The 13,535-nt window shown below is 58.8% G+C and carries 11 protein-coding genes; 1 reads left to right on the forward strand and 10 read right to left on the reverse strand.

All coding sequences use genetic code 11. The features are described from left to right. Nucleotides 1-29: 29 nt before the first annotated feature. The 8 genes from DHN55_RS01395 to DHN55_RS01430 form a co-directional block, all read right to left on the reverse strand. The gene (locus tag DHN55_RS01395) at nucleotides 30-956 is read right to left on the reverse strand and encodes a cell wall hydrolase (protein ID WP_337659784.1); all 927 of its coding nucleotides are present in this window, start codon (nucleotides 954-956) and stop codon (nucleotides 30-32) included. Nucleotides 957-1,154: 198 nt separating this feature from the next. After that, nucleotides 1,155-3,830 (reverse strand): pyruvate, phosphate dikinase, encoded by a 2,676-nt coding sequence (gene ppdK, locus DHN55_RS01400; protein ID WP_108879627.1) that lies wholly within the window; start codon nucleotides 3,828-3,830, stop codon nucleotides 1,155-1,157. A gap of 454 nt (nucleotides 3,831-4,284) precedes the next feature. Beyond that, nucleotides 4,285-6,399: a glycine--tRNA ligase subunit beta gene (gene glyS, locus DHN55_RS01405; protein ID WP_108879628.1), complete on the reverse strand. Its 2,115-nt coding sequence runs from the start codon at nucleotides 6,397-6,399 to the stop codon at nucleotides 4,285-4,287. Then, a complete protein-coding gene (locus tag DHN55_RS01410; protein ID WP_108879629.1) occupies nucleotides 6,392-7,321 on the reverse strand; it encodes a glycine--tRNA ligase subunit alpha in 930 nt (309 codons plus the stop codon). Before DHN55_RS01410 ends, glyS begins: the two co-directional genes overlap by 8 nt. Before the next feature lie 131 nt (nucleotides 7,322-7,452). Then, nucleotides 7,453-7,632 carry a hypothetical protein gene (locus DHN55_RS01415; protein WP_108879630.1) on the reverse strand — a complete coding sequence of 60 codons (180 nt, stop codon included), beginning with the start codon at nucleotides 7,630-7,632 and terminating at the stop codon, nucleotides 7,453-7,455. Between the two features lie 42 nt (nucleotides 7,633-7,674). Next, nucleotides 7,675-8,574: a S49 family peptidase gene (locus DHN55_RS01420; RefSeq protein WP_108879631.1), complete on the reverse strand. Its 900-nt coding sequence runs from the start codon at nucleotides 8,572-8,574 to the stop codon at nucleotides 7,675-7,677. Between the two features lie 97 nt (nucleotides 8,575-8,671). After that, nucleotides 8,672-9,499, reverse strand: a complete 828-nt coding sequence (locus DHN55_RS01425; protein WP_337659785.1) for a tRNA1(Val) (adenine(37)-N6)-methyltransferase — start codon at nucleotides 9,497-9,499, stop codon at nucleotides 8,672-8,674. Between the two features lie 20 nt (nucleotides 9,500-9,519). Further along, the gene (locus DHN55_RS01430; protein WP_108881638.1) at nucleotides 9,520-9,744 is read right to left on the reverse strand and encodes a putative signal transducing protein; all 225 of its coding nucleotides are present in this window, start codon (nucleotides 9,742-9,744) and stop codon (nucleotides 9,520-9,522) included. A gap of 151 nt (nucleotides 9,745-9,895) precedes the next feature. Between DHN55_RS01430 and DHN55_RS01435 the strand changes: the two genes are divergently transcribed. Continuing rightward, nucleotides 9,896-10,912, forward strand: a complete 1,017-nt coding sequence (locus tag DHN55_RS01435) for a polyprenyl synthetase family protein (protein ID WP_108881639.1) — start codon at nucleotides 9,896-9,898, stop codon at nucleotides 10,910-10,912. A gap of 12 nt (nucleotides 10,913-10,924) precedes the next feature. Here DHN55_RS01435 and DHN55_RS01440 read toward each other — a convergent pair whose 3' ends face one another. Together DHN55_RS01440 and DHN55_RS01445 are read right to left on the reverse strand one after the other, a co-directional pair. Further along, the gene (locus DHN55_RS01440) at nucleotides 10,925-11,797 is read right to left on the reverse strand and encodes a 4-(cytidine 5'-diphospho)-2-C-methyl-D-erythritol kinase (RefSeq protein ID WP_108879633.1); all 873 of its coding nucleotides are present in this window, start codon (nucleotides 11,795-11,797) and stop codon (nucleotides 10,925-10,927) included. A gap of 21 nt (nucleotides 11,798-11,818) precedes the next feature. Further along, entirely contained in the window at nucleotides 11,819-13,525 is a 1,707-nt protein-coding gene (locus DHN55_RS01445; protein WP_337659786.1) for a tetratricopeptide repeat protein, read from the reverse strand. Between the last annotated feature and the right edge of the window lie 10 nt (nucleotides 13,526-13,535).

Below are 13,535 nucleotides of genomic sequence, written 5' to 3' on the forward strand. Positions count from 1 at the left end.
AAAATTTCCAGCAGATGAAATTGAGCGGATCAGACGCCGTTATAGAAAATATGCCGCCCGATCTTGATCAGCCGCTTCATGGTCCCCGACCAGCGCGGATTTACATAGTCGGCATGGTAATGGGTTGCCGTTGATACAACGCGGACATAGGCATCACCCGCCATTGCGCGGGCCGCCAGTTTCTTGGCCTTGGACCATTCCTTCGGTCCGCGTGGTGCGTCCTGCTTGCCGTCACAGGCGAACGAGAACTGGCAGGAATTCAGCCGGTGCGCCCCGTCATAGACCACGCCGCAAATGGTGTTGGGATACCGCTTCGACTTGACCCGGTTCAGAATGACGTTGGCTACTGCAATCTGGCCTGCTTCCGGTTCGGACCTGGCCTCGAAGTAGATGGCACGTGCCAGGCAGTTTTTCTCGGCAAGCCGCGCTTCGCGCTTTTTGAGAACCTTGCGCTTTTCTCCGCGACCCAGGCGGAAACCTGATTCAAGCTGGGAGATTGACGGCGAAGGCGGGATTGAAACCAGTTGTATGCGGGACTGCGGCTGATAGGCCGCCGGAGTAATTATCTGTTTTTCGGCGCCCGGTACGGTCAGCTCAATCTCGTCACTGACAAAATCTGACTTGCCGAGGCTTGCCACAACGACCTGATTGTCGGTCGGCACAACACGGAAATCCTCCGCCACGGAATCGTCAAGCAATGATCCCTTGCTGGCGATGGTCGTTGCAGGAGACACAACATCGCGCCAGTGCGCAGATGCAGATGAGCTGCCCGAGGCGACATTGTACTGACTGTTGATTTCAACGAGGTTGTTTGAAGCCGTGGCCTTGGACATGTAGTGACTGGCGACCGCGACGGCACCGACAAAAGCAAAGCCTGCACAGGCATATGACAGGATATCCGACAACCCTATTGATTGATCAGCATCATCCCACCGGGTGTCGTGCTGTGCACGCATCCGCATATGTCTGTCGTATTTACTCAAACAAGCGGGCCTTTCCCTGCAAGGTCCGTAAGAATTAGTCGTCACTCATCCCCAAAGGATAGTCTCTCTGCGTTTATCATAGGTTAACCATGCAAGCAAGTTAACCAGTGCCGAAAAACTGCAGCATACACAGGCTTTGAGTCTGCATCGTTAATGACGAAACTATCCGGTTCAGGCATCCTTTATCGCGGCCTGTGCCGCAGCCAGGCGGGCGATCGGCACCCGGAACGGCGAACAGGACACGTAATCCAGGTCCGTTGCATGGCAGAAATGCACGCTCGCAGGGTCACCACCGTGCTCGCCGCAGATGCCAAGCTTGATGTCGGGACGCACGGAACGTCCGCGCTCAACCCCTATTTTCACCAGTTCGCCGACCCCGTCCACATCAATGGACACAAACGGGTCACGCTCCCAGATGCCCTTGTTCACATAGTCGTTCATGAACCGGGCCGAATCATCGCGGCTGATGCCGAACGCCGTTTGGGTAAGGTCATTTGTGCCGAACGAGAAAAATTCAGCCGCGCCGGCAATATCATCAGCCTTCAGGCACGCCCGCGGCAATTCAATCATGGTGCCGCACAAAAACTCGATTTTCTGGCCGGACTGGGCCTCCACTTCGGCATGCACCGCAGAAATGCTCGCCGCCACTAGGTCATATTCGGCGCGGCCGGCAATCAACGGGATCATAACCTCCGGGATCGGCGCCGTACCGGCCTTGCCGGTTGCCTCCACCACGGCCTCAAAGATCGCCCGCGCCTGCATTTCGGCAATTTCGGGATAGGTCACCGCCAGCCGGCAACCGCGATGGCCCAGCATCGGGTTGAATTCGTCCAGTTCCGCAACCCGGGCGCGCAAGACTTCCGGATCAATGTCCATATTGCTGGCAACCTCGAGTATTTCCTCCTCGCCATGCGGCAGAAATTCATGCAGCGGCGGATCCAGCAGGCGAATGGTCACCGGCAGGCCGGCCATGATCTCAAACAGTTCCACAAAATCGGCACGCTGCATGGGCAACAGCTTGGCAAGCGCTGTGCGGCGTTGTGTATCCGTGTCGGCAACGATCATTTCACGTACAGCCGCAATACGTTCGTTCTCGAAGAACATGTGCTCGGTACGGCACAGGCCGATGCCTTCCGCTCCAAACTCGCGGGCCATGCGTGCATCGGTCGGGGTATCGGCATTGGCGCGAATACCCAGCCGGCGAACCTCGTCCGCCCACTTCATGATATGGCCGAAATCACCGGACAATTCCGGCTTTATGGTGGGAATTTCACCCCGCATCACCTGGCCGGACGCGCCATCAATGGTGACAATGTCACCGGCCTGGACGGATTGTCCCATGACGGTGAACTTCTGTTCGTCATAGTTGACATGAATAGCGCCGGCACCCGACACACATGGCTTGCCCATGCCGCGCGCCACCACGGCTGCATGCGAGGTCATGCCGCCGCGTGTGGTCAGGATACCTTCTGCGGCATGCATGCCGTGAATGTCTTCCGGGCTGGTTTCAACGCGCACCAGGATAACCCTGCGGCCCTGCGCCTTGGCCTGTTCGGCCTCGTCACTGTCGAACACCACTTCGCCGCAGGCAGCACCAGGCGACGCGGGCAGGCCGGACGCGATGATATCGCGCTCCGCTTTCGGATCGAGGGTCGGGTGCAACAACTGGTCCAGCGACCCGGGATCGATGCGGGCCACAGCTTCCGATTTCGTGATCAGGCCATCCTCAGCCATATCGACGGCGATTTTCAAGGCAGCCTGCGCGGTACGCTTGCCCGACCGGGTCTGCAGCATCCACAGCTTGCCGTCCTGGATGGTGAACTCCAGATCCTGCATGTCGCGATAATGCGCTTCCAGCCGGTCAAAAATACCGGTCAGTTCCTTAAAGGTTTCAGGCATCAGCTGTTCCAGTGACGGATCACTCATGCCGGCTTCAATGCGGGCTGCCTCGGTGATATTTTGCGGTGTACGGATACCGGCCACCACGTCTTCGCCCTGGGCGTTGACCAGAAATTCGCCATAGAGTTCCCTGGTACCGGTGGACGGATTGCGTGTGAACGCCACGCCGGTGGCCGATGTATCGCCCATATTGCCGAACACCATGGCCTGCACGTTGACGGCTGTTCCCCAGCCGTCGGGAATTTCATTGAGCTTGCGATAGGTGATGGCACGTGCCGACTGCCACGACTTTATGACGGCACCAACGGCACCCCACAACTGGTCATTGACGTCCTGCGGAAACGGTTCGCCCGACTCTTCCTCGACCAGCGCCTTGAACCGTTCGATCAGTGTCGCCCATTCATCAGCGGTCACGTCGGTGTCGAGTTCATGGCCGTTTTCATCCTTGAACTCGCCCAGCATGTCCTCGAAGGCGTCGTGATCGAGGCCGAGCACCACATCGGAGTACATCTGGATGAAGCGGCGATAGCTGTCATAGGCAAAGCGCTTGTCACCGGCGCGTTCGGCAAGTCCGCGCACCGTCTCGTCGTTGAGCCCCAGGTTCAGCACCGTATCCATCATGCCGGGCATGGAAACACGGGCGCCGGAACGAACCGACACGAGCAGCGGATTGGCCTTGTCGCCAAAACCGGCACCGACTTTTGCACCGACCCATTTGACGGCGGCTGCGACATCAGCCTCCAGTCCGTCGGGATAAGCGTTGTCGTTGTTGTAATATCCGGTACAGACTTGCGTGGTGATGGTAAACCCGGGCGGAACCGGCACGCCAAGCTGGCACATTTCAGCAAGGTTGGCGCCCTTGCCGCCCAGCAGTTCCTTGTCCTTCGCCGTGCCGTCCGCCTGGCCGTCACCGAATTGATAGACCATCTTGCCGGAAGAAGTGCTCATTTTCCTGCCCCTGTCCTGATTCCGCACCGTGGGATGATGTGCGGGTGTTTAAGGCCACAACCAGACAGGTTTTTCAAGTCGCAGCATTGCCACATCAACATTTGATTTTGGAAGAACTGGGTTTCGCTCACGCAAGCAGCCTCCGGCTGCGCTCCGCCAGGGCGGGCCTGACCGGCCCGAGGCCCGTCGGGCCTAGTTGGAGTTCATCACACACGCGGGTGTGAGCTGTTAGGCATTATTCTGGTCGAACAGCTTTACTCAGCACTGCGTGCTTCGCGCCGTTCTCCGACCCTGAACAACCATGGCGATGAACTGCTCCGAGGCACGAAGTGCCGAGGCAAGGCCAACCGGCCGTCGCACGAAGTGCGCCCTAGCGGAGCGCAGCCGCAGGCTGCTTGCGTGAGCGGGATAAAAGGTCGAGCGAGACCGACTCGGCCTTGCGCAACAACCCTCTCTACCCCTCGATTTTCGAGAAGTCGGCCACGGCCAGCGTTGCCTCGCGGATGCGGTTGAGCAGTTTCAGACGGTTTTCCCGGAACGTCGGATCGTCGGCGTTGACCGTTACCTTGTCGAAGAACTGGTCCACCGGACCGCGGAGCTTGGCGATATGGCCCATGGCGGAAACGAAGTCTTCCGCCTCCACGGCCCGCTTGGCATTGGCTTCCGACTGGGACACGGCCCGGTTCAGGTCCTTTTCGTCGCCCTGCAGCAACAGTTTGGTTTCCGGCGCGCCGGTGAAACTGCGGCCGTCCTTCTTTTCCTCGATCTTCAGGATATTGGACGCCCGCTTGACACCGGCCAGCAGATTCTGGCCGTCGTCGGTCTCTAGGAAACCCGACAGGGCCTCGACGCGCCTGACGATCATCAGCAGGTCGTCCTGATTGCCGAGCGCAAACACCGCATCGATGAGATCATGCCGGGTACCGCCTTCCCGCAGGTAGACTTTCAGGCGATCGGCGAAGAATGACAGCAGGTCGGCTGCCGTGTCGCCTTCGGCCCTGCTGGAGACAGTCACGTCGCCCTCATGGTCTTCCGCATCGCTATGCAATGCGTCAAGAATCGGCTGCAGGCCCGCATTTGTCAGGGACAGCAGCTTCAAACGCAGTTCGCCCTCAAGCACAGTGCGGATAACCCCCAGTGCGGCGCGTCTCAGGGCATAGGGGTCCTTCGATCCGGTCGGCTTTTCATCAATCGCCCAGAACCCGACCAGCGTGTCGATCTTGTCGGCCAGCGCCACGGCCTGGGCCACTTTGCCGGACGGCACGTCGTCCGATGGACCTTGCGGCTTGTAATGGTCTCGGATGGCGGTCTGGACATCTTCATCCAGCCCTTCAGCCCGGGCATAATAGCTTCCCATCAGGCCCTGCAGCTCCGGAAACTCGCCGACCATCTCGGTCACCAGGTCGGTCTTGGCCAGCCTCGCCGCCAGTCGGGCCTGGGCCTCATCGGCCCCGATGGTTTTGGCAATATTGCCGGCCAGCGCTTCAATACGCGAAACCCGTTCAGCCTGCGTGCCAAGCTTTGCATGGAAGGTAATCTTCTCAAGCTGCGGCAGGCGGTCTTCAAGTGCAATCTTCTTGTCCTGCTCCCAGAAGAAGCGGGCATCAGACAATCGTGCCGCGATCACCTTGTTGTTGCCTTCGGTGATTTTCCGGCCGCCGTCCCTGGCGATCAGGTTCGATACCAGCAGGTAATTGTTAGACAGGTTGCCCGACTTGTCGGTGAGTGCAAAGCACTTCTGGTGGCTCTTGATGGACGTGACGATCACCTCGGCCGGGACATCCAGGAAGCTCTTGTGAAACTCGCCCATCAGCACAACCGGCCATTCCACAAGACCGGACACTTCGGCCAGCAGGCCCTTGTCCTCGATCAGTTCCAGGCCCTTAGCGAACGCCAGGTTGCCGGCCTCGGTGCGAATGGTCTCCATGCGCTCAGCGGCATCCAGCATGACATGGGCAGAGCGAAGGGACTGCTCGTAATCGTCAAACGCGGTGACCGTGATCTGATCCGGGTTGAGGAAACGATGGCCGCGTGTGGTGTTGCCCGACCGGATGCCGTCAATTTCAAACGGCACGACCTCACCGTCAAACACACACAGGATGGACTGCAACGGCCTGACCCAGCGCAGGCTGCCGGAGCCCCAGCGCATGGACTTGGGCCACGGGAACTTGCGCACCACATCCGGCACAATGGCAGCAACCACATCGGTGGTTTCCTGCCCGGGCTTGTTGATGCGGACCACATAGAAGGCGCCCTTGCCCTTCTTGTCTTCTTCAACATCGCATTGGTCGAGTGTGACGCCGGCAGATTTGAGAAATCCCTGGACAGCCTGCTCCGGCGCATCAATGCGCGGTCCCTTGCGGTCTTCCTTGTGATCTGCGGTGCGCACGGCCAGCCCGTCCACACACAGAGCCAGGCGGCGCGGCGTGACGTGGGCCTTGGCGCTTTCATAGGTCAGGCCCTGGTCGACGAGCGCGTCGGTGACCAGTTTCTGCAAATCGGCAGCGGCACGGGCCTGCATGCGGGCCGGAATTTCTTCCGAGAAAAGTTCGAGCAGGAGTTCAGCCATTGTCTTGCGCGCTCCCGCCAGCGGTTTTGGCCCAGGCCTCGCAACAGCCCTTGGCCAAGTCGCGGACCCGCAGAATATAGGCCTGGCGCTCTGTTACCGAAATCACGCCGCGCGCATCGAGCAGGTTGAATACATGAGATGCCTTGATGCACTGGTCGTAGGCAGGCAGCGCCATGAGATGCTTTTCGCCCTTGTCGCCTGCCGCCAGCAGTGCCTTGCATTCAGCTTCGGCAAACCGGAACTGCTGCAGCAGGGTTTCGGTGTTGGCGTGATCGAAATTGTGCCGGGAGTATTCCTGCTCCGCCTGCAGAAACACATCACCGTAGGACACGCGCTCCTCACCGTCACCACCATTGAAATTCAGGTCATAGACATTGTCGACGCCCTGCACATACATGGCTAGGCGCTCAAGGCCATAGGTCAGTTCGCCTGAAACGGGCGCGCAATCGATACCGCCGACCTGCTGAAAGTAGGTGAACTGCGAGACTTCCATGCCATCGCACCACACTTCCCAACCCAGGCCCCAGGCGCCCAGCGTCGGGCTTTCCCAATCATCCTCGACGAAACGAATGTCATGGTTTTCACGATCAATGCCGATGGCATACAGGGATCCGAGATACAACTCCTGCAAATCCGGCGGGGATGGTTTCAGGATCACCTGATACTGGTAGTAATGCTGCAACCGGTTGGGATTTTCGCCGAAGCGGCCATCCTTGGGCCGGCGCGACGGCTGAACATAAGCAGCCTTCCACGGGTTTGGGCCGACGGAGCGCAGCGTGGTTGCCGGGTGAAACGTGCCGGCACCCACTTCCATGTCATAGGGCTGCAGAATGACACATCCCCTGGCTGCCCAGTAATTGTGCAGCGTGAGGATCAGATCCTGAAAGGATTTTTTCGGATTTAGGCCGGATGGCGCAGTCATTACAAAGATTCTTTGAAGGGCCCCTGTATCGTCAGAGGCAGTGAATCGCTGGCCGGAACCTATTGCGCAGACCGAAGTTGGTCAAGCGGCCAGCCGCATGATACCTGCATTCGGGCCGGAACCGGAATCAATCAGTCTTCCGGGTAATATACGCCGGTCTCGGGGTCCTGACGCAAACGGCCTGTCCTGACACGATGCGCATCGTTTGTCTTTACCTTGACGGCGGACTTTGCCTGCAGGTCCGAGAGCCTGCGCGCCACAGTATATGACAAGGCAATTCCAACGCCAGCCAACAACAGTTTGTAGATCATCTTGTCTTCATTCCTTCAAACAGGTCCCGCCCGTTTCGCCTCTCATAGTCCGTAACGAGACCACAAAGCGCGCTCTTCTGCAAGCGCAAGAGCGCTGGACGCGACTCCTTGTCCTGCTGCCCTGGCCGCACCATCGACAGACGATCCACCGCCCGGCATCAGGAGTTTGCGTAAGGAAAACCCGCTCTTCGGCTCCACGGTCTTGATGATCACGTCCTCGCCGAACCTGGCCTGCAGTATCTCGTGCATAGTGCCGAGGCCGTCCACAAGGCCACGTTCCAGGGCCTTGTCTCCGGCCCAGAACAGGCCGGAAAACAATTCGTCTTCGCTGCCCTTGAGCTGTTCCTGCCGGCGTGACCGCACAATGTCCTTGAAGGCTTCGTGCACATCAAGCTGCAGGGATTTCAAATGGGCGACATCTTCCTTCTTTTCAGGCAGGAACGGATCCAGCACGGATTTGTTGGTGCCCGCCGTGTGCACACGACGTTCCACACCGAGCTTCTTGATCGCACCGGCAAAGCCGAAGCCTGTGGATATGACGCCGATAGAACCCACCACGGAGCTGCGGTCGGCAAATATTTCATCGCCCGACACAGCCAGCAGATAACCGCCGGATGCTGCCACATCCTCACAAAAAACCAGTACCGTGACTTCATGCTTCTTTGCGAGCTGGCGGATGCGGTTGAAGATCAGGGTTGACTGAACCGGTGACCCGCCGGGCGAATTGATCGACAAGGCCATGGCGGCGAGACCGGGAATGGCAAACGCCTGCTCCAGTGTTTCCTCGACCCCGGCCATGGAAAGTGCCTGGCTCATGGGCGCCGACATGCCGATGGCCCCTCTGAGGCGGACGTGGGCGACAAACTTGCGCTTGCCGCGCAACAGTCTTGTCAGCCATCCGGCCTTCTTTTTCTTCTTCTTGTTAGATGTGCGCGAGACCATTGTGGAGCTGCCTTTTCGGTTATTGGGACGTGCATGGGCCAGTTGCCGCTGCCTACATGGTGGCCGCGCGGGAAAACCTCAAGGGAGCGCCGGAAGTTCACGTGAATTCAAGAGCTTCCCCGTCCCGCAATACGGTGTTCACTTCATCCACAAATGAGTTGGATTCTGCCTCGTGCAGCACCAGCCCGGGCAAAAGCCGCAGTGGCGCCTTGGAAGCTTTTGTACCGCGCACGATAATCCGCGAGGCGGCATCCTTGCGATGTGCCCGCAGCGGCAGGACAGTCAGTCCTCCCAGTTTCGGCTCCATGGCCGCCAGTAATGTGAGCAGCGAGCTTGCCGGATGGATGATTGAGACGGTTCCCCTGGGTCTGACCGCGTTGGTCATGACCTTGACCCAGTTTTCAAGTTCACCGGCTTTCAGCATGTGGGCCTGCGCGCGCAGGCCATCAGCGGGAGCCTGCACTGCATGGTCTTCGAAAAACGGCGGGTTTGCATAGGCATGTGAGACACTGCCCGGCGCAGGCCAGTCCAGCTGATCGTGGCGCATGGAATCGCACAAGTCACCTTTCAGCACCATGACACGTTCATGCAGCTGGTTGCGCTTGAAGTTTTCTTCCGCAATCAGCGCATAACGCGAGGCAATTTCCACACCGGTTATGATGGTACCGGGCACCCGCTTTGCCAGGCAGGCCGCCGCGACGCCTGTGCCGATACCTGCTTCAAACAGCGTGTCACCGTCCATTGCAGGTATGGATGCAGCCAGCAATACCGCATCAATACCGGCGCGATAGCCCTTTTCAGGTTGCAGTATCTGCAGTTTACCCCCCAGAAAGGCATCGTCCGACAAGCCGGTCTTGCCCTCTTGGCCGCCTTCGCGGCCACCTTGAAACTCATCCTCCATCACAGCCTCTCCCGCCTTTTTCATCAGCGCGCACATCCGCACATTCAACCATCCGCCAGATGCTCCCGCAATCCTGCCTCATTCAGCAGCCTGCGGGCACGCATCTCATCATCTTCATCGACCATCACCCGGCGCGGAAACGCACCTATAGATCCTTCCAGAACACTCATATGACCGTCAAACACCGCCGCATTCAGGCCTTCCTGGCCAAGCAAATCAACAACATAGGAAACCAGCACAACATCGTTGGACCGTAGTAATTCACGCATGGATACCAACTTACCTTTCGGCAGTTAACAAAATGATCTTGCAGCAGTCTAGTTCAACGCGTCACATGCGGCCATAGTGCTCTTGCTGGCAACCTGAACGCCGCTTATGTTCACTCATGTAGACAACAAAGACAGCGGTGGAGTTTATTCCGTGGGCGTGGTGGTTCCGTTAAGTGCAGCAGAAGCTAAGGATGCAAGTCTGTCTCCTCTGCTTGATCTCGTGGCAAATGACATGGAGAAGGTGAACGCACAGATTCTGTCGCATGCGCAGTCCCATGTGGAGTTAATTCCGGAACTTGCCCAGCACCTGATTGATTCCGGTGGCAAGCGGCTGCGCCCGATGCTGACGATCGCGGCAGCACGCATGTGCGGCTATGACGGAAATCATCATGTTGACCTGGCCACCGCGGTCGAGTTCATGCACACCGCCACCCTGCTGCACGACGACGTGGTTGACGAAAGCGATCTCAGGCGCGGACGGCGCACCGCGCGATTGATCTGGGGCAACCAGGCAAGCGTGCTGGTAGGCGACTACCTGCTGGGCCAGGCGTTCCGCATCATGGTCACGACAGGGTCGCTGGCAGCGCTGAAGGTATTGGCTGACGCGGCCGCCGTCATTGCCGAAGGCGAAGTGATGCAGCTGGCCGCGGCGCACAATACATCGACGACGGAAGATGCCTACCTCAAGGTGATCAACGCGAAGACCGCCGCACTGTTTTCGGCGGCGGCCGAGGTCGGCGCCATCATTGCCGGACGCAATGAGGCAGAACGCGAAGCCCTTGAATCCTATGGCCGCAATCTTGGCGTGGCATTCCAGCTGGTTGACGACGCACTGGATTACTCGGGCAAGCAGGCACAGCTTGGGAAAAGTGTCGGTGACGATTTCCGCGAAGGTAAAATCACCCTGCCGGTGGTTTTGTCATACCGGCGCGGTGATACCGAACAGCGCAAATTCTGGAAGCGCGTAATGGAAGAAGGCGACCAGCGCGATGGCGACCTGGAACGCGCCATTGCCCTGATGGCGCAGCATGGCGCGCTGGAAGCGACCGCTGAACGTGCCCGCCATTACGGCGCCATTGCGCGGGATGCGATGGAGATATTCCCGCAGAGCCGCTACAAGTCCGCCCTGGTGGATGCAATCAGGTTCTCCGTCGCCCGCGCGCACTAGGGACACAGCAATCTAGACCAGGGCAGTGTCAACAACCCACCATTCGGGGTGCTGCCGGGCAATATCTGCGGCTGCGGCGGCAGCGCTGCCGGAATCCTCGAACAGGCCGAAGCAGGTGGCGCCGGAACCGCTCATGCGAGACAGCCGGCACCCGGACAACCGAGCAATGGCGCTCAGCACATCACGAATGACGGGTTCCAGATGACACGCTGCCGGTTCCAGGTCATTGCGGCATTCTGCAAGCCAGCCCAGTACAGCGCCGGTGTCATGTACGTCCGCAAACCTGTCGCTGATTTCCGAGTTGGCAGCACTGCCCGGTGACAGGCCCAAATGACGAAAAATGCCTGCCGTCGATACGCCGACCAGCGGGTTTACCAGAACTCCATACAGCGACGGCGCAGGTGTCCAGCTATCGATGATCTCTCCTATGCCACGCATGCGGCAAGCCGTTGAGGAAACACAGACCGGCACATCCGCACCCAGCTGCAGTGCAAGTCCCGCCAGTGTCTGCGGTTCAACGGACAAGCCGTTGAGACGGATAATCGCGCGCAGCGCAGCTGCTGCATCAGCGGATCCCCCGCCGATCCCCGAAGCAACGGGAAGCGCCTTGTGCAGGTTTATGGCGCAGGGACGGACGTCATCGGGATAATGGTGCTGCAAAGCGGCAAAGGCCCGGAGCACCAGATTGCCGGAATCCGTTTCCAGCCCTTGCGAAAAGGGTCCGGAAACCGTCAGGGAGGTTGCATCGGCAAACGATACTTCCAACACGTCGCCGGCGTCGGATGCAAACATCACGGCGCTGTCAAGCAGATGGTAGCCGTCCGCCCGCTTGCCGGTAACATGCAGGGCAAGATTGATTTTCGCTGCGGCGAACTCGGTGATCATCGCAATACCGGAAAGGCCTGGTCAGGACTTGTTGGGCTTTTCTGTGCCGGAAGCCGTCGGTGCCGAAGCTGGCTTCGGGTCCGGCAGTCCTTGCCTGAGCTTCTTGCGGATCTTGACTGCGTTTTCGTCGGTCGGATTCGAGTCAAGCGCGTACTGCCACTGGAACTTGGCTTCCAGCTTACGGCCAACCCGCCACAGCGCATCACCCAGATGATCATTGATCACGGCATCTTCGGGACGCAAGCCAGCTGCCCGTTCAAGCAGCTTGGCAGCCTCTTCATACCGCCCCAGCTGGTAGTGTCCCCAACCGAGGCTATCAACGATGTAGCCGTCATTGGGACGCAGTGAAACGGCCTTTTCAACCATTTCAAACGCCTCGGTCAGATTGATGCGCTTTTCAATCAGCGAGTATCCGAGATAATTCAGCACAGATGCCTGTTCAGGCTGAAAACGCAGTGCCTTGCGGAAATCCGGCTCGGCGCTTTCCCAACGCCCGGCCCGCTCGTAGGCAATGCCGCGGAAATAATAAACCGACCAGTTTTTCGCGCCCGGCTCGTCAACCCGCGCAAGCGCCTGGGTGTATGAATCGGCAGCATCGAGCCATTTCTCATTCAGGCGGTACAGGTTACCAAGCGACAGCAGAGCATTGTAGTTCTCAGGTTCGCGGGCAATCAGGGACTTCAGCACCTTCACCGCATCATCGAACCGGTTCAGCTGGTTGAGATTGGTGGCTGTCTGAATATCCGCGCTGGAGCGCAACGGGGAGTCTGCTTCAATCCTGTCATAGGCCGCGATGGCCTGCTCGTGCAGTTTCATCTGGGTGTAAACCTCACCCAGCAGTGTCTGGCCCTCGGAAAACTCCGGATGGCTGGACAGCGCCAGCCGGGCATAAACCAGTGCAATATCGATGGAGCGCTCGTCGGTCAGCGCCCCGGCAATGGAGTACAGCGCTTCGGCTGAACCACCGGCTGCGGTGTCAATAAAGGGTTCGGCCTGTTTTCCAGCCTTCAGGGCATCCAGCGCACTGCGCACCAGTGGATTGTTCTGGGTCGAATTCAGGAACAGTTCGTATATCTGAACCGCCTGGTCGCCTCGGCCGGTGCGTTCAAGGAAATTGCCATAGGCCTGGACGACCCGCAGCGAGGTGCCGGCCTTTTCATAGGCTGACTTGTAGAACACTTCCGCCCGGTTGCGGTTTTTGACCATGTCGGCAATCAGGCCGGCGTGGAACAGCCGAAAGTTTTCGAACGCCTGATTGCGCTTCAGCTTGTCAAGCTCAGCCAGGGCTTCTCTGAGATTGTTTTCCGAGGCATAGGACCAACCGGTCAGCAGCGCAGCGGACAACTCTCCAATAGGCGTGTAGGCCGATTTCTGGAAATACTGGCGAGCAAGCGCAGCCTTGCCGTCACGCATCGACTTGAGGCCCAGAACCAGCAGTGACAATCTGTGCTGATCGTTGAACTTGAGAACCCGCTCAGCAAACTTTTCAGCGGACGTGATATTGCCTGACGACACTTCCAGCGTGAAAGCGCGCTCAATCAAAAGCGGGTTGTTGGGATCGTTTTCCAGGGCACGGGCAATGTACCGCGCGGCAATCCCGGTATCGCGCTGACGACTGGCGAACCGCCCGGCAAGATAGCTGCCCGATGGAGATGCCTTGTCAATCCGCAAGGCGGCGTACGGGTCGGCATTTTGTGACTGCGCGGCATGACCAGGAATAACTGCCATCGAACTCGCC

It is taken from the genome of Anderseniella sp. Alg231-50, assembly GCF_900149695.1.
Lineage (GTDB): Bacteria > Pseudomonadota > Alphaproteobacteria > Rhizobiales > Aestuariivirgaceae > Anderseniella.